Consider the following 21,829-nt stretch of genomic DNA (forward strand, 5'->3'; position numbering starts at 1 on the left):
AAAATTGGGGTTAGATACCTCAATTTCAACTCCTAATCATAAGAATTATTAACATGCCACTGGATGTGACAACCAGGATGCAGCATGACCAGATTCTCAAGCTCGTCACCGCCGCCCAGATGCTTCTGGTGCTTATGGTGAACGTGCCAGCCTGTTTCCAGAGTAATTAACTGGTTACAGAGCGGGCAGCGTTTTTCCTGCCTGAGCCAAAGCGTCAGCAACTTCTTTCTGCCCTGCATGGTTTCCTTCCAGTGACGCTCAAGGCGCTGCTCGAAGTACATTTCCCATTCAGGCAGGTAAGGGTTAGCCTCCGCCTTTATCTTGGTATGTCGTTTAATGACGGTGTCTTTTGCATAGACTAAAGTCACCGGATTCTCCTTATCCTCCCGCCATTGAAACGTCCAGCGACGGTTATTTACCGTATGAAAGTATTTATTTTTCACCCAGCGTTTATTGCGGTTTTTATGCCGCCTGCAACACCAGCGCCAGAGCAGCTTCCAGACACGGTAATCGACATAGCTGAACGTCTCCTTCGCCACCACATGCCGGTGATAGTTCGCCCAACCTCGTAATGCCGGGTTGAGCTGGCGTATCAGCCAGTCCTGTGTTTGCGTCGGGTGACGCTTCACAATGTCCCTCACTTTCGCCAGAAACGTTCGCAGGTTCTTACGGGAAGGCTTTATCAGCATTTTCCCGCGATACTTGCGCACGTTCTGACCGAGGAAGTCAAAACCCTGCTCAATGTGCGTTATCACCGTTTTCTCCGGCGATAATTGCAGCCCCCGTTCCGCCATAAAGGCCTCAACGAGAGGTTTAACTTCATTCTCCAGCAGCTCTTTCGAGATACCAGTGATGATAAAGTCATCCGCATAGCGCACATAGTTGACCTTGGTCTTGTAACTGGCTTTGGTGTTCTTCATCCCGAATCGGGATTCGAGCACCGCTTCCAGTCCATCAAGCGCCATATTGGCCAATACCGGCGAAATGATGCCGCCCTGAGGCGTTCCCGCGCCGGTTGCATGATAATGACCGGACTCCATGTAACCTGCTTTCAGCCATTTACCCAGCACCTGCTTATCCATCGGGATATGCGCCAGTAACCAGTCATGACTGATGTTATCGAAGCACCCTTTGATATCGCCCTCCAGCACCCACTGCGCCGAGTTGCCCCGGCTGAGCGCTACAAAGCATTGTTCAATAGCATCCGCCGTTGAACGCATCGGAGGAAAACCATAACTGTTGCGGTCAGCTGTTGTTTCCGACACGGGTTCCAGCGCCAGCAGATATAACGCCTGCATGGCCCTGTCTCTCATGGTCGGTATCCCGAGCGGACGCAATTTGCCGTTCGACTTCGGGATATACACCCGCCGCAGCGGTTTAGGGTGATATCCGGTTCTCTTCATATCGAAGATAGCCTCCCATTTGGTTTTCGGGGTATTCCATAATTTCCCATCCACTCCGGGGGTATCCTTGCCCCGGTTTTCCGTGACTCGCCTGACGGCCAATGCCTTAGCCGCCAGCGAACGGGTCAGCATTCGTTGCAGCGCTTTTACGCGCCGCCACTCCTGCCGTTGCGCCGCCTTCGCAATGCGTACCTGTAGCTTTCTCACCGCTTCTGAGGTTTTACGCCAGTTTATGGCGTGCCACCTTTCCGGGCGGGAAGATGCAGATACCGCCTGCGATTCAACTCGCGTTTCGGTATTCACCTTGCTATCCTCCTGAATGCTCGTGCAGAGCACCCTGAGGACGGACGTGGATCCCCCCCGAGGGAGAAATCACGTTTCGCCCCTCGGGGTTTTACATTCAATAAGCTTTACAAGCCTTATTACGATTTAAGACCAGTTGGAAGTCTGCCCCGTTTCCGGTGAAGCCCTGTTTCATGCCTCTATCCACGCCATTACAGCGCGGCGTTTGCTTTCTCCAACCTCCCTTACCCGCATACCCAACAGTTCGCCTTACGGCTCCCCTGCCTCAACGAGGCGAATATACGGGCTTACCGAGTTCCGTACAGATGACACGTATCGGTTAGGTTCTGCCTATCCACCGGTGAAACAACATCAGCGTATCCCCAGATGTAAAAGAGATAACCTGTTCACCCACCTTTTGGTCAGAGCGTATCAACGACTTACGCTCAATGCGGCTGACGGTGTTTAATAGCAGTTCACATACGTTAACCTTACGATACAGCCTGGCCTCTCATGGTCATGTCGTTAGACCAATCCAGATGGCATCCTCGCGGATACCAGCCGCCGCTTGCGCGGGAGTACGTTGTCAGGAAGCTTCGCACCTCACCGTTACCAGTGACGCACTATCCTTAGGCTACCGTTGGCTGAACAACGGGTTCTTCTTCGCTGTTTCCGCTCAAGAAAAGCGACAGAACAATCACCCGTACAGCTTGCGCTGCATTCCTCTTGTGAAGATCGCGAGCAAAACGATCCCGTCCTGTTCATGAATCCATGAAAGGATGAAGTGATGATGTATGGCAAACCACGCCATAATCGTTAAGGATGTAACATCGGTTTTGGAGTTACCGACGTCTGCCCTGATGGGCACTCCGCGCAGAGTAAACTACTGCGGATAACTGAGTGAAAGTAATGGGCGCGTTACTGCTCATCACTGAAAGGTAACCCAAACTACGGGTGCGTATTCCGCCGCCGAAGCGACTCCACCTTATGCTACGCTAAAGGGTTTTGGGAGCGGGGCAAGCCCCGCTCACCAAGGGCGCGTAAGTTAACTGTTAGAGAATAAAATTCTCTGTTTATTCAGCTAGTTACGCAGAGGAATGCGACTCTCGTCGCACTACATCATGCCGCCCATACCGCCCATGCCACCCATACCACCAGCAGCACCTAAGTCAGGCGCGTCGCCTTTCGGCAGGTCGGTCACCATGCACTCGGTGGTGATCATCAGGCCGGCTACAGATGCCGCGTACTGCAGCGCAGAACGGGTCACTTTAGTCGGATCCAGGATACCCATCTCGATCATGTTGCCGTATTCTTCGGTAGATGCGTTGTAACCGTAGTTACCGTCGCCCGCTTTCACGGTGTTAGCCACAACAGACGGCTCTTCACCGCAGTTCAGCACGATCTGACGCAGCGGAGCTTCCATTGCGCGCAGCGCAACTTTGATACCCACGTTCTGGTCTTCGTTCTGACCTTTCAGGCCAGCGATTTTGCTTGCTACGCGGATCAGCGCAACACCACCACCCGCAACCACGCCTTCTTCTACCGCAGCACGGGTCGCGTGCAGGGCATCTTCAACACGTGCTTTTTTCTCTTTCATTTCAACTTCGGTAGCAGCACCGACTTTGATAACCGCAACGCCGCCAGCCAGTTTGGCTACGCGCTCTTGCAGTTTTTCACGGTCGTAATCGGAAGTCGCTTCTTCGATCTGCTGACGAATCTGACCAACACGGCCCTGAATTGCCGCTTCGTCGCCCACGCCATCAATGATGGTAGTGGTGTCTTTGTTGATCACAACGCGTTTCGCCTGGCCCAGGTCTTCCAGCGTCGCTTTTTCCAGCTCCATACCGATCTCTTCGGAGATCACGGTACCGCCAGTCAGGGTAGCGATGTCCTGCAGCATAGCTTTACGGCGGTCGCCGAAGCCCGGTGCTTTAACCGCAGCCACTTTCACGATGCCACGCATGGTGTTGACCACCAGGGTCGCCAGCGCTTCGCCTTCAACGTCTTCTGCGATGATAACCAGCGGTTTGCCTGCTTTCGCAACGGCTTCCAGAACCGGCAGCATTTCGCGGATGTTGGAGATTTTCTTGTCAGCCAGCAGGATGAACGGGCTTTCCAGTTCTACTGCGCCAGTTTCCGGCTTGTTGATGAAGTAAGGAGACAGGTAACCGCGGTCAAACTGCATACCTTCAACCACGTCCAGTTCGTCCTGCAGACCGGTACCGTCTTCAACGGTGATCACGCCTTCTTTACCGACTTTGTCCATCGCTTCTGCGATCAGTTTACCTACGGTTTCGTCGGAGTTAGCGGAGATAGTACCAACCTGAGCAATCGCTTTAGAGTCAGAGCACGGTACGGACAGTGCTTTCAGCTCTTCAACAGCGGCCAGAACGGCTTTGTCGATACCGCGTTTCAGGTCCATCGGGTTCATGCCCGCAGCCACAGCTTTCAGGCCTTCGGTGATGATAGCCTGCGCCAGTACGGTAGCGGTGGTGGTACCGTCGCCTGCAGCGTCATTCGCTTTAGAGGCCACTTCTTTCACCATCTGAGCACCCATGTTTTCGAACTTGTCTTCCAGTTCGATTTCACGTGCTACAGAAACACCATCTTTAGTGATGGTCGGCGCGCCGAAGGATTTATCCAGCACTACGTTACGGCCTTTCGGGCCCAGGGTCACTTTAACTGCGTCTGCCAGTACGTTTACGCCGCGCAGCATTTTCACACGAGCGTCGTTACCGAATTTTACGTCTTTAGCTGCCATTTTAATCTTTCCCTTAAATTCGTATGTTCAGTGTCGTTCGCGGATTACGCTTCAACAATTGCCAGAATGTCGCTTTCGGACATGATCAACACTTCTTCATTGTCGATCTTCTCAGCTTTAACACCGTAACCATCATTGAAAATCACGATGTCGCCCACTTTCACGTCCAGTGGCTGCACTGTACCGTTTTCCAGGATGCGGCCCTTACCGACAGCGATGATTTCGCCACGAGTTGATTTGCCTGCTGCAGAACCGGTCAGAACGATGCCGCCAGCGGATTTAGATTCAACTTCTTTACGTTTGACGATCACACGATCATGTAACGGACGAATACTCATTGATAGCTCTCCTTTGAGAAAGTCATTATCAGTTATGGGTGACGCCGGCCCGCAATCGGTTCTCCGGCTGGTGACCAGAGAGATGGGGATGGGTTTTTCCCCCTTCAAGGGGGGACTTTAAAAAAAATTTGCACAAAGCCCCAGGCCGGCAAGAAAAGGGAAAACGCAATCCGTGAGAAGAGGCAGGTGCACCAACAGCCATAAGTAAAATTGATTGTGATAGCATTATCCCACTTTACTTTGCGATGACGTGCGGGATACGGGCCATGAGTGGACTGAAACAGGAGCTGGGGCTGGCTCAGGGAATTGGGTTACTTTCAACATCGTTACTGGGCACTGGGGTTTTTGCCGTTCCGGCGCTGGCTGCGCTGGCGGCAGGTGACAGCAGCCTGTGGGCCTGGCCTGTACTCATTCTGCTGGTCTTTCCGGTCGCTATCGTCTTCGCCGTTCTTGGTCGTCAGTTTCCCAGCGCGGGCGGCGTTGCCCACTTTGTCGGCATGGCGTTTGGCTCACGACTGGAGCGCGTCACCGGCTGGTTATTTCTGTCAGTGATCCCGGTAGGGTTGCCCGCGGCACTGCATATCGCCGCCGGTTTCTGGCAGGGGATGTTTGGCTGGCAGGGCGCGCAACTGCTGATAGCGGAGCTTGCCACCCTGGCACTCATCTGGCTCATCGGGACGCGCGGTGCGGGTTCCAGCGCTAACCTACAATCCATCATTGCCGGGCTTATCGTTGCATTGATCATCGCCATCTGGTGGCGTGGTGGGCTCTCCTTTAGCGCCCTGTCTTTTCCGGCTCCGGCCGAGGTTCCCCTCTCCGGCATGACCGCCTCGCTGGCGGTAATGTTCTGGTGCTTCGTCGGCCTGGAAGCCTTTGCCCATCTGGCCTCGGAGTTTAAGCATCCTGAACGCGACTTCCCCCGCGCACTGATGATTGGCCTGATTCTGGCCGGCTCAGTCTACTGGGCCTGTACCGTGGTGGTGCTGCATTTCCCGCTCTGGCATAGCGCAGGTGCCGCGGCGTCTTTACCGATCATCGTCGTTGAGCTGTTCGGCAAGCAGGCGCAGTGGATTGCCTGCATCATCGGTTATCTGGCCTGTTTTGCCAGTCTCAATATCTATATTCAGAGCTTCGCCCGGCTGGTCTGGTCGCAGGCACAATACAAGCCGCAAAGCCCGCTGGCGCGTTTGTCCTCCCGACAAATCCCGCTTAACGCGCTGAATGCCGTCCTGATTTGCTGCGTTATCTGTACGCTGGGTATCTACGCATTTGCCATTAATCTCGACACGCTCATCATTTATGCCAACGGCATTTTCATTCTGATTTATTTGCTGTGCATGCTGGCAGGGTGCCGCCTGTTGAAAGGGCGTTATAAAGTGCTGGCCTGGGTGGGCAGCATTCTGTGCTTACTGCTGCTGGCCATTCCTGGCTGGAAGAGTCTGTATGCGATTGTGATGCTGGCAGGTCTGTGGGCATTTTTACCCAGGCGCGGCGTGGCGGTTCAGCGGTCGTAAACCCGGAAGGCGGCTTCGCCTTCCGGGCTACAAAATGTTTAGCGATCGTCTTTGTTATCCAGGCGGTCGCGCTGATCATCTCTGCGCTGATACTCCCCTTCAAACGTATTACCAGGCCCGGTGCTAAAGCCGCCGCCCGGCATACGGGAAAAACGTAAATGCGGCATCAGCTTAAGCGTCAGATGTTTTTGTACCGGAGGCAACAGCAGCAGTAAGCCGAGGAAATCGGTAAAGAACCCCGGCAGCACCAGCAGTAAACCTGCAATAATCAGCGACACGCTTTTAATCATCTCGGCCGCCGGGCTTTCCCCTGTCGCCAGCTTTTGCTGCATCAACAGAAAGTTTTTGAAGCCCTGATTACGCACCAGAGACATCCCGATAACCGAAGTAAAAATGACCAGGATAAGCGTCATCAGCACACCAAACACGTGCGCCACCTGGATGAAAATCGATATCTCGATGTAGACGTATAAAAAAACAGCAATCAGCGGTATCCAGCGCACTGGTTTCTCCTCAGTGGACAGACGCCACTGGCGCCTGTCGGTAAATTTTTGCGATTCGCATACTTACTGAGATGGTGACAACCGCCGGAAAATTCAATTTTCCGCGGAAACTATTTTTTCCAGCGCTGCGATAGCGGTGATTCATTTCACAGATTAATGATTCTGATAAAGCGGCTAAGATAATAAGTGATCCAGATTACGGCTTTTCGCTCGGATCAGCATATGATCGCAGATATCTGGCCGATTAAGGGGATAATCGTCGGCCCGAAATCACACATAACCACATATATACTGTGTGTTTGGTGTATTCATTCGTAGCTTGATAAAGAAGGTTCACATGTTAAACAACATTCGTATCGAAGAAGATTTGTTGGGCACAAGGGAAGTTCCAGCGGATGCCTATTATGGTGTGCATACTCTTAGAGCGATTGAGAACTTCTACATTAGTAACAGCAAAATCAGCGACATCCCGGAGTTTGTCCGGGGAATGGTAATGGTGAAAAAAGCGGCTGCTCTGGCCAACAAGGAGCTGCAAACCATTCCTAAGAGCATTGCGAACACCATCGTGGCGGCATGTGATGAAGTCCTGAATAACGGCAAATGCATGGACCAGTTCCCGGTCGACGTCTATCAGGGCGGCGCAGGGACATCAGTAAACATGAACACCAACGAAGTACTGGCCAACATCGGTCTGGAGCTCATGGGCCACCAGAAAGGCGAATACCAGTACCTCAACCCGAACGACCACGTTAACAAATGCCAGTCCACCAACGACGCCTACCCGACCGGTTTTCGTATCGCGGTGTATACCTCCATCCTCAAGCTGGTCGATGCCATCACTCAGTTAGGTGAAGGTTTTGAACACAAAGCGGATGAGTTCCGTGACATCCTGAAAATGGGCCGTACACAGTTGCAGGACGCCGTTCCGATGACGCTGGGACAAGAGTTCCACGCCTTCAACGTACTGCTGAATGAAGAGACGAAAAACCTGCTTCGCACCTCTGAGCTGCTGCTGGAAGTGAACCTCGGCGCAACGGCTATCGGCACACGTCTGAACACCCCGGATGGCTACCAGCAACTGGCGGTGCAAAAACTGGCGGAAGTGAGCAACCTGCCTGTAGTACCGGCAGAAGACCTGATTGAAGCAACCTCCGACTGCGGTGCTTACGTGATGGTACACAGCGCGCTGAAACGCCTGGCCGTCAAAATGTCCAAAATCTGTAATGACCTGCGACTGCTCTCTTCGGGTCCACGTGCGGGTCTGAACGAAATCAACCTGCCGGAACTGCAGGCAGGCTCGTCTATCATGCCGGCTAAAGTGAACCCGGTCGTGCCGGAAGTGGTGAACCAGGTGTGCTTCAAAGTCATCGGTAACGACACCACCGTAACCATGGCGTCCGAAGCGGGCCAGTTACAGTTGAACGTGATGGAGCCGGTGATTGGCCAGGCCATGTTTGAGTCCATCCACATTCTGACCAACGCCTGCTACAACCTGCTGGAAAAATGCGTCAGCGGTATCACGGCTAACAAGTCTGTGTGCGAAGGCTATGTCTATAACTCGATTGGTATTGTGACCTACCTCAACCCGTTTATTGGTCACCATAACGGTGACATCGTCGGCAAAATCTGCGCCGAAACGGGCAAGAGTGTGCGCGAGGTCGTGCTGGAGCGCGGTCTGCTGACGGAAGCGGAGCTGGATGATATTTTCTCCGCACAGAACCTGATGCATCCGGCCTATAAGGCGAAGCGTTATACCGATGAAAGCGAACAGTAACACTGACGGCTAAAGCCACAAGGCACGTCAGCTCTGACGTGCCTTTTTTTTAGCCTGCAGTAAAAAAAATCATTCTCATTTCATCAACAAGGAAGGCAATTATGTTTGCTGCAGAACTTGTACTCGTCCTGCTTGCTATTTACCTGGGGGCCAGACTCGGCGGTATCGGCATCGGTTTTGCCGGTGGTTTCGGGGTGCTTGTACTGACACTCTTTTTTCAAATCAAACCCGGCGCTATACCCTTCGATGTGATTGAAATCATCATGGCGGTCATCGCCTCTATTGCCGCGATGCAGGTGGCAGGGGGCATGGATTACCTGGTGAGTATTGCGGAGCGTATGCTGCGCCGTCATCCGAAATACATTACTTTTCTCGCCCCGCTGGTCACCTGGTTTATGACCATCCTGGCGGGTACCGGTCATACGGCGTTTTCTACGCTGCCGGTCATTACCGAAGTGGCGAAAGAGCAAGGGATTCGTCCTTCCCGCCCACTTTCCATTGCCGTCGTGGCTTCGCAAATCGCTATTACCGCCTCCCCCATCTCTGCGGCTGTCGTCTTTTTTGCTGGCATTCTGGAACCGCTCGGTGTGAGTTATCTGACGCTGCTGGCGGTCTGTATTCCTGTTACGCTGATTGCCGTTATGCTGACGGCTATTGTGTGTAACTTCCTCGGCGCTGAATTGAAAGATGATCCGGTTTACCAGGAGCGTCTGGCAAGAGGGGAAGTCAAACTGCGCGGCAGTAAAGTTTTCGAGATGAAGCCGCATGCCAAACGTTCCGTGCTGCTGTTCCTGGTTGGGATTATCGCCGTCATGCTGTACGCCACGGCAATCAGTCCGAACGTAGGTCTTATCACGAACCCGGTATTGCCACGTAACGAAGCGATTGTGGTGTTCATGTTAACCATCGCCACGCTGATTTGCCTGACCTGTAAAATCAACACGGGCGACATTCTCAACGCCAGCACCTTTAAATCGGGTATGAGCGCCTGTATTTGCGTCCTGGGCGTGGCCTGGCTGGGCGATACCTTTGTGAAAAACCACATTCAGGATATCCAGACTGTGGCCGGCAACCTGCTCAACAGCTACCCGTGGCTGCTGGCAGTGGTGCTGTTTTTCGCCTCTACCCTGCTTTACTCTCAGGCAGCAACCGCGAAAGCGCTGATGCCTGCGGCACTGATGCTGGGTGTCAGCCCGCTGACCGCCGTGGCATCGTTTGCTGCGGTATCCGCATTGTTTGTCCTGCCAACCTACCCAACGCTGCTTGCGGCAGTGGAAATGGACGATACGGGTTCAACGCGTATCGGCAAATATGTGTTTAACCATGCCTTTTTAGTTCCGGGCGTTATCGCCATCACCCTGTGCGTGATACTCGGTTTCGTAATTGGCGGTATTCTGTTGTAAAAGTGGTTAAAAACGGGCCGTACTGCGGCCCGTTTTTCGTGTGCGTGATATAGTCCCCTTTTCGCTGCGAAGAGGTTAACGATGAACACGCCTGATACTGTTGTTGTGCTCTGTACCGCCCCGGATGAAGCGACGGCCCAGGAGCTGGCCGCCAAAGCGCTGGCCGATAAGCTGGCTGCCTGCGTTACCCTCCTCCCCGGCGCCACCTCTATGTACTACTGGGAGGGGAAGCTTGAACAAGAATATGAAGTACAGTTGTTGCTCAAAACTGACGTTGCACACCTTGAAGATCTCTTCGCCTGCATAAAATCGCATCACCCTTATCAGACCCCAGAATTACTCGCTATACCGGTTACTCACGGAGATTTTGATTACCTCTCATGGCTCAACGCATCCTTACGCTGATTCTGCTGTTATGCAGCACACCGGCCCTTGCCGGGCTATTTGACGCCCCCGGACGGTCCAGTTTTGTTCCGGCCGATCAGGCCTTTATGTTTGATTTCCAGCAACAGGAAAATGAACTCAAGCTGAACTGGCAGGTGAAAGAGGGCTATTACCTCTATCGCCAGCAAATCAAACTCACTGCGCAGCAGGCGGAGATCACCCCGCCACAACTGCCTTTCGGCGAGCCGCATAACGATGAGTTTTATGGCAAGAGCGAGATTTATCGCCAACAGTTGCACCTGCCGGTGACCATCACCGAGGCGGCCAAAGGCGCGACCCTGACGGTGATCTACCAGGGCTGTGCGGACGCCGGGTTCTGTTACCCGCCGGAAACCAAAGTGATTCCGTTGAGTGAGGTGAAAGCCACTGCCCAATCCATCCCCCCTCGCCCCTCCGGGGAGAGGGCCGTGGTGAGGGGCAATGACGATACGGCTCCAGCCGCGCTGCCCTTCTCCGCCCTCTGGGCGCTGCTGATTGGCATTGGCGTGGCCTTCACCCCCTGCGTCTTACCGATGTACCCGCTGATCTCAGGCATCGTGCTGGGGGGCAAACAACGCCTTTCAACGCCCCGCGCGCTGCTGCTGGCATTTATCTATGTGCAGGGCATGGCGCTGACCTATACCGCGCTGGGCCTGGTCGTGGCGGCCGCCGGTCTCCAGTTCCAGGCTGCACTCCAGCATCCGTATGTGCTGATTGGCCTGTCGGTGGTTTTTCTTGTACTGGCGCTGTCGATGTTTGGCCTGTTCACCCTGCAATTGCCCTCCTCGCTGCAGACCCGCTTAACGCTGATGAGCAACCGCCAACAAGGTGGTTCCGCAGGCGGTGTGTTCGCTATGGGGGCGATTGCCGGGCTGATTTGTTCCCCTTGCACCACGGCGCCGCTGAGCGCCATCCTGCTCTATATCGCCCAAAGCGGTAATCTGTGGCTTGGCGGCGGCACGCTGTATCTGTATGCCCTGGGGATGGGATTGCCGCTGATTCTGGTTACCGTCTTTGGCAACCGCCTGCTGCCGAAAAGCGGCCCGTGGATGGCGCAGGTCAAAATCGCCTTTGGCTTTGTGATCCTGGCGTTACCCGTTTTCCTACTCGAACGAGTATTGGGCGATAACTGGGGTTTCCGCTTATGGTCGCTGCTCGGCGTCGCCTTTTTCGCCTGGGCCTTTATTGCCAGCCTCGGCGCAACCCGCCCGGTGATGCGCATTGTGCAAATCGTCCTGTTAGGTGCGGCGCTGGTTTGCGCTCGTCCCTTACAGGACTGGGCCTTTGGTCAGCCAGCGGCGCAAAACCAGGCGCACCTGTCATTTACTACCATCAAAACCGTGGATGACCTTAATCAGGCGCTGGCACAGGCCAAAGGTCGCCCGGTGATGCTGGATCTTTACGCCGACTGGTGCGTGGCGTGCAAAGAGTTTGAGAAGTACACCTTTAGCGATACGCGGGTTCAGGCAGCATTAAAAAATTCCGTGTTATTACAGGCGGATGTCACCGCCAATAACGCACAGGATCAAGCGCTGCTGCACCATTTACAGGTTCTGGGCTTACCCACCATTGTGTTTTTTGATGCGCAAGGCCACGAGCAACCGGCACAGCGGGTCACGGGGTTTATGGATGCGCCTGCCTTTACGACACATTTGCGCAATCACACACCGTAAACAACACTTGGTTGGGGACGCAGGCTTCTGACAACGGAGGAACTTACCGTGCAACGTGAAGATGTTTTAAGCCAGACACTTCAATTATTTGAATTAAGAGGGATTGCTGACACCACGCCAGAAATGGTCGCGGAACGTATTGACTACCCGTTAGAGGAGTTTTTGCGTTTCTGGCCGGATAAAGAAGCGCTGTTTTATGATGCGCTACGCTATCTCAGCCAGCAGGTTGATATCTGGCGCAGGCAGTTATTACTCGATGAAGAGCTGACAAAAGAGCAAAAATTGCTGGCGCGTTATGGGGCGTTGACGGATTGCGTTAGTAACAATCGCTATCCGGGCTGCCTGTTTATCGCCGCCTGCACCTTTTACCCCGACCCGGACCATCCGATACACCAACTGGCGGATCAGCAAAAGCAAGCGGCCTTCGACTTCACCCATGACCTGTTAACCCAACTGGAAGTGGACGACCCGACAATGGTCGCGAAACAGATGGAGCTGGTGCTGGAGGGTTGTCTAAGCAGGATGCTGGTCAATCGCAGCCAGACCGACGTCGATACCGCCCGACAGCTCGCAGAAGATATTCTTCGTTTTGCATGTTGTCGCACGGGCGGTGCATTAACCTGATCAGTGCATAAACCCGGCCCAGGCGGAAATCAGCAGGCAGAGCGCCATCGCCCGTTGAAACCAAATCAGCGATGCCGCACTGCGAAAGAGCCGGTTTACCGCTTTGCCCAGTAGTGTCCACGCGCCCAGGCAGAGCACCGAAATGAGCAGGAAGCTCAGTGACAAAAATGACACTTCGCGCACGGGATGCGCGCCGTTCGGGGCAAACAGACTGACCACGGCCAGCGCCATCATCCAGGTTTTGGGATTGATTAGCTGCAACATGGCCGCCGCTTTGCCGCTAAAGGGTTCACCACTCTTCTCGTTCAGATCCGCTGCCGGGGCGGTAAAGAGCTGCCAGCTCATCCAGCTTAGCCACAATGCACCGGCCCAACTCATCCCCTCACGTAGCAACGGATACCCTCGCAGTATCTCTCCTGCCCCCGCCCCGGAGATAAACACAATAAGGCTTGCTGCCACACATGCCCCGAACACCGCAGGTAGCGTGGCCCTGATGCCATAGCGTTGACTGCTGGCAAGGATCAGAATATTGGTCGGGCCGGGCGTTATCGACGCCACAAAGGCAAACAACATAAATGGCAGGTAGCTGTAGAGCATATTCACAGTCGGGACTCCTTATTCTCCGTCCTGTGACTTTGGCGTTATTTACGGATGTCGTCTGGAAGATTTGTGCAAAGTTTCCGGTAGTGGGCTGGCGATAGCCGATATGCCCGCTGGAACCAGCGTCCCAGATGGCTTTGATCGGCAAAGCCCAGCGCAGCCGCCACGTCCGCCGGTTGTTCGCCGCGCGCCAGCATGCTTCGGGCATTGGCCAGCCGCAGTTGAATAAGCCAGGCATGGGGGGAGAGATGAAATTCGCGCTTAAAACAACGGGTCAGGGTAAACCGGTCGGTACCCGTTTCGCGGGCCAGATCGGACAGGCCGATGTTTTCCCCCATATGGGCATGCAAATAGTCCCGTGCGCGATGAGCCACCGCTGCGCTTTGCAGATGCGACGGCAGGCGCTTGCGCCACTGGCTGTGCCGGGTAAGCTGCCCGAGCAGATCATCCATGGTGCTTTGCTGCACAATGCGCATCTCTTCGCTGTGCAGTGAATGAAAGGTCCGGGCGATCGCGCCAGCAAGCTGTGGCTCGCGCGCCATCGTGCGGGAAAAATGCAGCGAATAACTGGAAGGGACGGACTCGTACAAACCCCGGAGGGTGGAACTGAGCCACGCTTCATCGAGGTAGAATGTCAGGTAGGTGAAACCGCCTTCAACCGGCGCGTCACCATCGTGAATTTCACCAGGCTCGAGCAAGAAGGCATCTCCCGGCGTACTGCGATGACGCTCACGGCGGCAATGAAATTCCTGCGTTCCGCTGAGGGTGATACCCACCAGATAGCTGCCGTGCCAGTGCGGATCGTACGCATGGCCTTCAAAGTGGGCGCGAATTGTTTCGATGCCGGTGTCCGCATGTTGCCGCAGTTCCAGCCAGTCATTAGCCATATTGCCTCCGAAATCCCCGGGAACAGCATTACTCTCCCGTGCGGAAAAAATCTGGAAGATTTGTGCAATACGCCGTTTTGTGGCGCAGAATCACTCAGACTGCCGCAAACTTGAGCAACTGAACAGCATTTTTTGAAATAGAGTTGACGCATTACATTGATTAGGGTTTAATGCGCCCCGTTGCCCGGATAGCTCAGTCGGTAGAGCAGGGGATTGAAAATCCCCGTGTCCTTGGTTCGATTCCGAGTCCGGGCACCAAATTCATATCAACGGACCTCCACGGAGGTCCGTTTTTGCATTCTAAGCCCGCCAAAATCAACACTTCAACAATCCCTTAACTCCACCCGACTCAATCAACCTCAACCCGCATCAAGTCCCTTGCGAGGGTACAACTGAGGGTATAGTCTGATTCGATAAAATTCTGTACCCTCAAATCAACCAGGAACCCAGCTATGGCACTGACTGACGCCAAAATTCGGGCAGCTAAACCGGATGAGAAACCGTATAAACTAGCCGACAGCGGCAACCTGCATTTGCTGGTCCATCCGAACGGCTCAAAGTACTGGCGGCTTCGCTATCGCCATCTTGGTAAAGAAAAAACACTGGCCCTCGGTCAGTATCCTGTAGTCTCTTTATCTGAAGCACGCGAGAAACGTGATGAAGCCAGAAGAATCATTTCTGATGGTATTGACCCCTGCGAACAGAAACGAGCAAAGAAAGCCGTACCAGATGTCGAAAATACATTTGAGCACATTGCCCGTCAGTGGCATAAGAGCAACAAAAAATGGTCTGCCTCACATAGTGAGAAGATACTGAAAAGTCTCGAGAGCCATGTTTTTCCCTTTATCGGCTCACGCGATATTACCACTCTCAGGACTCCAGATTTACTTATCCCCGTTAAAGCAGCCGAAGCTAAAGAGATTTATGAGATTGCAGCCCGCCTTCAGCAGCGTATCACTGCAATCATGCGCTATGCTGCCCAGTCAGGCATTATCAGCTATAACCCTGCCGTGGATATGGCTGGCGCTTTAACGACGGTGAAACGCCAGCATCGCCCTGCCCTCGCCTTAAATCGCATTTCAGAGCTACTTGAACGACTGGATACCTACAGAGGACAACCTCTCACCCGACTGGCAACTAAACTTACCCTGCTTATCTTCATCCGCTCCAGTGAACTTCGCTTTGCCAGATGGTCTGAGATCGACTTCAAGAAAGCCATGTGGACCATTCCTCCAGAGCGGAAACCTATTGAAGGGGTGAAGTATTCCCATCGTGGCTCAAAAATGCGGACAGAGCATCTGGTGCCACTCTCGACTCAGGCGCTGGAGATTCTGAAAGAGATCCACGCCATCAGCGGGGAATATGAGCTGATTTTCACTGGCGATCACAATCCGTGGAAACCCATGAGTGAAAATACGGTGAATAACGCATTACGCCTGATGGGGTACGATACAAAGGTCGATGTCTGTGGTCACGGCTTCCGGGCAATGGCCTGTAGTTCGTTGATTGAGTCAGGGTTATGGTCGAGAGATGCTGTTGAACGCCAGATGAGCCATCAGGAACGTAATGGCGTACGTGCAGCTTACATTCATAAAGCGGAGTTTCTGGATGAACGCAGGCTCATGCTGCAGTGGTGGGGGGATTTTCTGGATGCAAACCATGAAAAGCCGGTCTCACCTTTCGATTACGCCAGACAATAATTATAATCTTTTCTCCCGGCAGAAATGCCGGGAGAATGTTTCCTTATTTTATTTTTTTCCCTGTATACCTTTCTTCACAGAGGTATTGGAGGCTCACTAACACCTGACCCTGTCCTGAAATATTTTACGCAGGGACAATGGATTACCTATACTACCCAAGTTAAAGCCTGTCACAGCAATTAATGATAATATAAGACACAAAATAACGGGATGTCGCTATGAGCTTTTTAACGGATGAAGAAATTAATGGACTGACAATAAAACGAATGATTTTCCATGTCGTTGGCGGAGAGCTGGAGATCCCCGTGCTGCTCAGTGAAATATCACCGCCTGAACACGTCGATTTTTTTCTCGAGCGGATTAAATCTGCATTAAGCGGTAACATGTTCCGGTTTACGGAATTGTCCAATACAGAGCGTATTCTGCGCCTCATCAGGAACCATGCCGATACCGACACCAGTAGTTTCACCGAACAGTCCACTTTTCTTGCAAACGATTTTCAGTCTCACCATCACACCAAGAATGCCAGTATGGGGGTATTCTTTCTTTTTGAGCTTCACACCCTCAACGATGAAAAACTGTTTGCTCTCATTAAATATGATAATGAAGATGTGGTGCGTTACGTGCTGGATGAAGAAGGAAACGAGTTTCAGGTCCCCAGACTCGAACGTTTCCGCGAAAGCTTCGTCAAGAAAGCGGAAGCCATGCAGAAAATTGCTCTGGTCCGCCTGACGGCAGATGCTCAGGGTGGACAGGTTGTCGTACGGGATCGCAGCAAACGAACCAATATCTCCGTTTATTTTGAGCGTTTTTTGCAGGTACAACGAGTCAACAGTACAACCGACCTCAGCAACAAACTGGTTGCCGCGCTTAAGGATGTCTTCAAAAAGCACCGCGACATGCTGCCAGACGACATCAGACGCAGCGGTGTTAACAAGATTTATGAAACGTTACATCACGGGGCACAGGATTTTAATACCGATGAGCCGCTTTCCCTGCTGAACCAGATTTTTGGACCGATGGAAGAAGATCATCCACTGGTCAAATCCTTCACCCGAAAAATAAAAGACCTGGGCATTTCAGGTGAATCTTTCCGGATCGTCCCTGAGAACATCCCTAAGCCACGGAAAAGAAAGCTGGAAACACTGGAAGATGTTATCGTTATCTACGATGAGGATAATGCCCCGGATATCGAAACGATGGAAGACGGGCGAAAACGTATAGTGATTGTGACTGCTGGGCTGGTGACAGATGACATCGATACTGGAAAAAATCGGTAAGGCAATTGACTGCTCACGCCGCGCATCTGATCTGGTGATCACGGAAGATCAGCAAACAACCACCCGGAAACTGTTCATTTCCGGAACCATGGATAATGACATCCTTCAGTTATGGGGAGAAGTGATCGATACTGATGCTGAAAACCTTCGGATCACCTTTGTTGATGAAAGTCGGGATGATATCCACCCCGCACAGGGTGTCCCCGGTCAGAAGCACTTTATCACCATAATCAGCGATGAGATCCCCGGGATCCTGCGACTCTTCACCCTTGAAGGGTGGCGCACGTTTTTACTCCAGGATCCCAGGCTTCGTCAGTATCACCGTATCTACGCCCTGTTTGTCAATGAATCGTTTGAAACACAACAGTGGAAGGTTGTGCCATGGAAACAGATGCAGCCGGAGGCAAGTGAAATCAACGTCCCCGTACGGACAGTCTCCCTCACAAAAAGTATTATCAGGTGTTTTTCAACCGATTTTCTTCCTCCGGATACCATTGCCCCCTGGCTCCTGATATCCGGTGATAAAATGACCGACGAACCAATGAAGCTCTGGGCGTCGCTCGCCTGCCGGGAGTTGTTGAAGTGTTTCGTCAATGAGCTTTTTTCCGCCGAAATAAAAAAAGTCGGATTGTCCGGAAAACCACCACGGAAAATCCCTTTCGGGGAAGAACATGCAGCTCTGCCCGCCTTTGATGTCATTCAGGAAACGGCAAAATGGATTTTTCTGGAAGGGGACGAAATTGAGCTTAAACATACCTTTCTGTCCAGCGAACTGGCCAGAGAATGGCCGGAGGGTATCACGTTCTGTGAAGGCATTGTGTACCGGCTCCCCCCTGCGCTAGAGTCAGCCAGGCTGCTCTACAAGGCCCATATCCGGACGGGGGGAAAAGACACCCTGAAATCGCTGGCCGATTTGCGAAAAAGCCTAGCGGAGGAGACCCAGAAAATTCTACAGCAGTCGCGGGATCTGGCCTCCGCGTTGTGGAAAGATATGGCCCTGGTTATCAGCACGCTGGTTCTTCGTTACAGTCTGGAGTCTCTGAAGGCAAGTGGTCCGCAAAAAGTGTATGCCCTGGCATTTTGTGCACTGGCCCTATATATCGCCATCTCATACGGGATGTCGGTCTATATCAACAGACATTCCCTTTCACTGTTGGGAAAAAACAGAACCACTTGGAGAAATAAGTTATATGGTTTTCTGGATGAACAGGATTATCAGGAGCTGGCGGGCCTTCCCGTTAATGCCGCAATGCAGTCATATTGCCGGGTTGAGCGAATAACGTCGGTCATCGTACTCATTCTGGTCACGCTATTACTCACAGCAGCAGCAAGTGAATTCTGGTCGATCAGTACGCTCTTGCAGTCTGGCTACACCTGGGTTATGAGTGCGCTACAGTTTCTGACTCCCCCGTGAGCCCTGTTCGGACCGAACGGGGTTCTTGTGCATCCTACCGGGCTGAAATGAAGCAATCAGAGATCATATTCGGCCCTGATAACGGACAACACTCACGATAGTCAGTCCTCATGTGGCTAAACAGAAGTCCATTTTGACCGGGACCTAATACCGTCACCTCAGCAAACAGGAATGCCTGTATGGAAAATATAATTCAGGACACAGAAACCTGATCTATAGATTAGGCCAGCCCAATAATCTGAGGTAGGATAGCAATTTCATAAAACTCTATACCCATGATAAATATATATTTTTAGTTAACCTCCCGATACAACTGTAATAATAATCAACAAAAAATAAATATCCCTTTACCTGTTATTTAACAAGCCACGATTTTAGTCATGTTTTTGTCAAACTGTGAACTCACAGCTCTTAGCAGACCACACGCCTCTTCAAGCGGTCCGTTACGTTCCACAAGCGGAAGTTGGCGGCCTAGAGACTCTTAAAAAATTAATGGTTCGTTTTGCAGGTAAGCGGCTCATGTAGACCGTCTGTCCGGTAGACTCCCGTTGCGGGACAATAATGTCCATCATTTTTAATGGACATTATCGCGTGAAAAACCGGACATGGATTACTGAGGCTCTGCGCCTTCATTTTGATGAAAATCTTTCGCGAATAGAAGCGGGTCGCAGGTTAGGCATCCCCAAAACCACCGTCTGCGAACTCTTCGCTCGCTTTAAGAATGCTGGACTAGTCTGGCCTCTGCCGGTCAGCGTAGATGCCAGAAGCCTGGATAAACGCCTGTACCGGCAGGCCTCCCGAAAATCGTCCGTTCTTCCCGTCGTACCCCCTGCCGCTGCTGAAACACCGGCAGTTCACAGGCGGCCACGCCGCCCCAACTTCCCCCGGGAGTTCAAAATCGCCCTGGTGGAGAAATCGATGATGCCGGGCGTCAGCGTGGCGCAGCTTGCCCGCGAAAATGACATCAATGACAATCTGCTGTTCAACTGGCGCCGGCTGTATCAGCTGGGGCTGTTGGGGACTCCGGCCAATACGCCAGCACTGTTCCCCGTGACGCTGACCGCTGCCGAAAGACCGGTGAGCGCGCTGCCCCCCTCTGCGGAAGCGTCTCCCTGCTGCGAACTGGTTCTGCCCGCCGGTACGCTGCGTATCCGCGGGACACTCACGCCGGAACTTCTGCAGATGCTTATCCGGGAAATGCAGGGAGGTCAGCGGTGATCTCCCTTCCTGCAGGCGCACGTATCTGGCTGGTCGCCGGCGTGACCGACATGCGTAACGGCTTCAACGGTCTGGCCTCAAGGGTTCAGAACGTCCTCAAAGATGAACCATACTCCGGCCACCTTTTCATCTTCCGCGGACGTCGGGGTGACATGATAAAGGTACTGTGGGCAGACCGGGACGGCCTGTGCCTGTTCACCAAACGTCTGGAGCGTGGGCGCTTCGTCTGGCCGGTCACCCGCGAGGGCAAAGTGCATCTGACGCCGGCTCAGCTGGCGATGCTGCTGGAAGGCATTAACTGGAAGCACCCGCAGCGGACGGAACGCCCTGGCCTGCGCATATGAGTTGCAGTAAAGTCAGCACATGGCACGCTCACTCTCCGACGAAAATGCCCGTCTCCGGGCGCTGCTGGACACGCAGCAGCACACCATCCGCCAGATGGCGGAGTATAACCGCCTGCTCTCACGGCGGGTGGCGGCGTACGCCAGCGAAATCAACCGGCTGAAGGCGCTGGTCGCTAAGTTGCAGCGCATGCAGTTCGGCAAAAGCTCCGAAAAGCTGCGTGAGAAAACGCAGCGCCAGGTGCGCGAGGCAGAGGAGCGCATCAATGCCCTGCAGGAGGAGATGGCAGAAGTGCTGGGCGAGCAGCATGACCCGGTACTGCCACAGCCGCTGCGCCAGTCTTCCGCCCGCAAACCGCTGCCGGCCTCACTCCCGCGCGAAACCCGCACGCTGTCTCCGGATGAGACCGCCTGTCCGGCGTGCGGCGGCGAGCTCAGCGCGCTGGGTTGCGACGTATCGGAGCAGCTGGAGCTCATCAGCAGCGCCTTTAAGGTCATCGAAACGCGGCGGCCTAAGCTTGCCTGCTGCCGCTGTGACCACATCGTTCAGGCCCCCATGCCGTCAAAACCCATCGAGCGCAGCTATGCCGGCCCCGGCCTGCTGGCGCACATCGTCACGGCGAAGTTCGCGGAGCACACGCCACACTATCGTCAGTCGGAGATATACAGCCGTCAGGGCGTGGAGTTGAGTCGTGCCACGCAGGGTCGCAGCTCCCGGCGGCGGTGTGGTTCGCGTACTCGCCGGACCGTAAGGGCGTTCATCCACAGCAGCATCTCGCCGGGTACAGCGGTATCCTGCAGGCGGACGCGTACGGGGGCTACAACGCCCTGTACGAAGACGGCCGCATTACGGAAGCGGCCTGCATGACGCACGCCCGGCGGAAAATCCACGACGTCCATGCCCGCACGCCGACCGACGTCACCACCGAAGCGCTGAAGCGCATCGGCGAGCTGTATGCCATCGAGGCGGAGATACGCGGAAGCCCGGCAGAGGAACGACTGGCGGTCCGGAAAGCGCAGACCGTGCCGCTGATGCAGTCGCTGTACGACTGGATACAGGTTCAGATGAAGGTGCTGTCACGCCACTCGGATACGGCGAAGGCCTTCGCCTACCTGCTGAAGCAGTGGGACGCGCTGAACCTGTACTGCAGCAATGGCTGGGCGGAAATCGACAACAACATCGCGGAAAACGCGCTGCGGATGGTCAGCCTGGGTCGCAAAAACTTCCTGTTCTTCGGCTCTGACCACGGAGGTGAGCGCGGAGCACTACTGTACAGCCTGATCGGTACATGCAAACTGAACGGTATGGATCCAGAGAGCTATATCCGTCATGTGCTCAATGTCATAGCTGACTGGCCGGTCAACCGGGTCAGCGAACTGCTACCGTGGCGTAGCGGAATAATCCTCTTCGTCAATACGGCTTCTGCTGTACGCTTACGGCGCAGCAGAGCGTTCTGGCAATATGACTGACGGTGTCACCACGATGCAGCATCAGCATGGCAGTGAGTCACCGGGCGTGGTTTTTGTCATTTGTTTTATGGATCGTTTTCTGCATCAGGCGTCGTTCAGTTCTGGGTATGGGTGCTATGATCGGCATTGCTCAGTCCGGCTGGTGATTTGGGATATTCAGCGATTGATCAGATCGCATAAACCGGACTGAGTTCCCCCTGAGTGATCTATTATTCCGAGCA

General features: G+C 53.6%; 17 protein-coding genes, 1 tRNA gene and 2 pseudogenes. 13 read left to right on the forward strand and 7 right to left on the reverse strand.

Translation table 11 applies throughout. From position 1 onward, the window contains the following. Positions 1-32: 32 nt before the first annotated feature. From ltrA to MRY16398_RS26160, 3 genes are all read right to left on the reverse strand, one after another. Positions 33-1,706, reverse strand: coding sequence for a group II intron reverse transcriptase/maturase (ltrA, locus tag MRY16398_RS26150; RefSeq protein WP_125125479.1), 1,674 nt, complete (start codon positions 1,704-1,706; stop codon positions 33-35). Positions 1,707-2,799: 1,093 nt separating this feature from the next. Next, positions 2,800-4,446 (reverse strand): chaperonin GroEL, encoded by a 1,647-nt coding sequence (gene groL / locus MRY16398_RS26155; RefSeq protein WP_071194324.1) that lies wholly within the window; start codon positions 4,444-4,446, stop codon positions 2,800-2,802. Between the two features lie 44 nt (positions 4,447-4,490). Beyond that, positions 4,491-4,784: a co-chaperone GroES gene (locus MRY16398_RS26160; RefSeq protein WP_007372708.1), complete on the reverse strand. Its 294-nt coding sequence runs from the start codon at positions 4,782-4,784 to the stop codon at positions 4,491-4,493. Between the two features lie 266 nt (positions 4,785-5,050). On the opposite strand from MRY16398_RS26160, the gene yjeH reads away from it, so the two are divergent. Further along, a complete protein-coding gene (gene yjeH / locus MRY16398_RS26165; protein WP_071194325.1) occupies positions 5,051-6,298 on the forward strand; it encodes an L-methionine/branched-chain amino acid transporter in 1,248 nt (415 codons plus the stop codon). A 38-nt stretch (positions 6,299-6,336) separates the two neighbouring features. Here yjeH and MRY16398_RS26170 read toward each other — a convergent pair whose 3' ends face one another. Beyond that, a complete protein-coding gene (locus MRY16398_RS26170) occupies positions 6,337-6,801 on the reverse strand; it encodes an FxsA family protein (protein WP_172600691.1) in 465 nt (154 codons plus the stop codon). A gap of 337 nt (positions 6,802-7,138) precedes the next feature. Here MRY16398_RS26170 and aspA point away from each other — a divergent pair, with 337 nt between their 5' ends. The 5 genes from aspA (at position 7,139) to MRY16398_RS26195 (ending at position 12,698) form a co-directional block, all read left to right on the forward strand. After that, the gene (gene aspA / locus MRY16398_RS26175) at positions 7,139-8,575 is read left to right on the forward strand and encodes an aspartate ammonia-lyase (RefSeq protein WP_039077849.1); all 1,437 of its coding nucleotides are present in this window, start codon (positions 7,139-7,141) and stop codon (positions 8,573-8,575) included. Between the two features lie 101 nt (positions 8,576-8,676). Continuing rightward, positions 8,677-9,978 (forward strand): anaerobic C4-dicarboxylate transporter, encoded by a 1,302-nt coding sequence (locus MRY16398_RS26180; RefSeq protein ID WP_079497673.1) that lies wholly within the window; start codon positions 8,677-8,679, stop codon positions 9,976-9,978. A gap of 81 nt (positions 9,979-10,059) precedes the next feature. Further along, positions 10,060-10,383, forward strand: coding sequence for a divalent cation tolerance protein CutA (gene cutA, locus MRY16398_RS26185; RefSeq protein WP_039077851.1), 324 nt, complete (start codon positions 10,060-10,062; stop codon positions 10,381-10,383). After that, positions 10,359-12,074 (forward strand): protein-disulfide reductase DsbD, encoded by a 1,716-nt coding sequence (locus MRY16398_RS26190; protein ID WP_125125480.1) that lies wholly within the window; start codon positions 10,359-10,361, stop codon positions 12,072-12,074. Before cutA ends, MRY16398_RS26190 begins: the two co-directional genes overlap by 25 nt. Before the next feature lie 48 nt (positions 12,075-12,122). Then, positions 12,123-12,698, forward strand: a complete 576-nt coding sequence (locus MRY16398_RS26195) for a transcriptional regulator (RefSeq protein WP_039077853.1) — start codon at positions 12,123-12,125, stop codon at positions 12,696-12,698. Here the strand turns inward: MRY16398_RS26195 and MRY16398_RS26200 are convergent, their stop codons facing one another. Further along, positions 12,699-13,295: a LysE family translocator gene (locus MRY16398_RS26200; RefSeq protein WP_172600719.1), complete on the reverse strand. Its 597-nt coding sequence runs from the start codon at positions 13,293-13,295 to the stop codon at positions 12,699-12,701. Between the two features lie 44 nt (positions 13,296-13,339). Continuing rightward, a complete protein-coding gene (locus MRY16398_RS26205; protein WP_125125481.1) occupies positions 13,340-14,185 on the reverse strand; it encodes an AraC family transcriptional regulator in 846 nt (281 codons plus the stop codon). Between the two features lie 182 nt (positions 14,186-14,367). Between MRY16398_RS26205 and MRY16398_RS26210 the strand changes: the two genes are divergently transcribed. From MRY16398_RS26210 to tnpC, 7 genes and pseudogenes are all read left to right on the forward strand, one after another. Further along, a tRNA-Phe gene (locus MRY16398_RS26210) sits at positions 14,368-14,443 on the forward strand. Between the two features lie 194 nt (positions 14,444-14,637). Continuing rightward, positions 14,638-15,885, forward strand: a complete 1,248-nt coding sequence (locus MRY16398_RS26215) for a tyrosine-type recombinase/integrase (RefSeq protein ID WP_125125482.1) — start codon at positions 14,638-14,640, stop codon at positions 15,883-15,885. A 218-nt stretch (positions 15,886-16,103) separates the two neighbouring features. Then, the gene (locus MRY16398_RS26220) at positions 16,104-17,165 is read left to right on the forward strand and encodes a nucleoid-associated protein (protein ID WP_125125483.1); all 1,062 of its coding nucleotides are present in this window, start codon (positions 16,104-16,106) and stop codon (positions 17,163-17,165) included. Next, positions 17,137-18,579 carry a hypothetical protein gene (locus MRY16398_RS26225; RefSeq protein ID WP_125125484.1) on the forward strand — a complete coding sequence of 481 codons (1,443 nt, stop codon included), beginning with the start codon at positions 17,137-17,139 and terminating at the stop codon, positions 18,577-18,579. The genes MRY16398_RS26220 and MRY16398_RS26225 overlap by 29 nt, the downstream gene beginning before the upstream one ends. A 561-nt stretch (positions 18,580-19,140) precedes the next feature. Continuing rightward, a complete protein-coding gene (gene tnpA / locus MRY16398_RS26230; RefSeq protein ID WP_063145388.1) occupies positions 19,141-19,797 on the forward strand; it encodes an IS66-like element accessory protein TnpA in 657 nt (218 codons plus the stop codon). Continuing rightward, complete coding sequence (tnpB, locus tag MRY16398_RS26235; protein WP_063145389.1) at positions 19,794-20,141, forward strand: IS66 family insertion sequence element accessory protein TnpB; 348 nt, start codon at positions 19,794-19,796, stop codon at positions 20,139-20,141. Before tnpA ends, tnpB begins: the two co-directional genes overlap by 4 nt. Before the next feature lie 19 nt (positions 20,142-20,160). Next, positions 20,161-21,608, forward strand: a pseudogene (gene tnpC / locus MRY16398_RS26240) (IS66 family transposase). On the opposite strand, the pseudogene MRY16398_RS26245 reads toward tnpC, so the two are convergent. Beyond that, a pseudogene (locus MRY16398_RS26245) lies at positions 21,571-21,735 on the reverse strand (IS630 family transposase); the annotation flags it as partial. The pseudogenes tnpC and MRY16398_RS26245 overlap by 38 nt on opposite strands. Between the last annotated feature and the right edge of the window lie 94 nt (positions 21,736-21,829).

This window comes from Phytobacter sp. MRY16-398, assembly GCF_003925915.1.
GTDB classification, from domain to species: domain Bacteria; phylum Pseudomonadota; class Gammaproteobacteria; order Enterobacterales; family Enterobacteriaceae; genus Phytobacter; species Phytobacter diazotrophicus.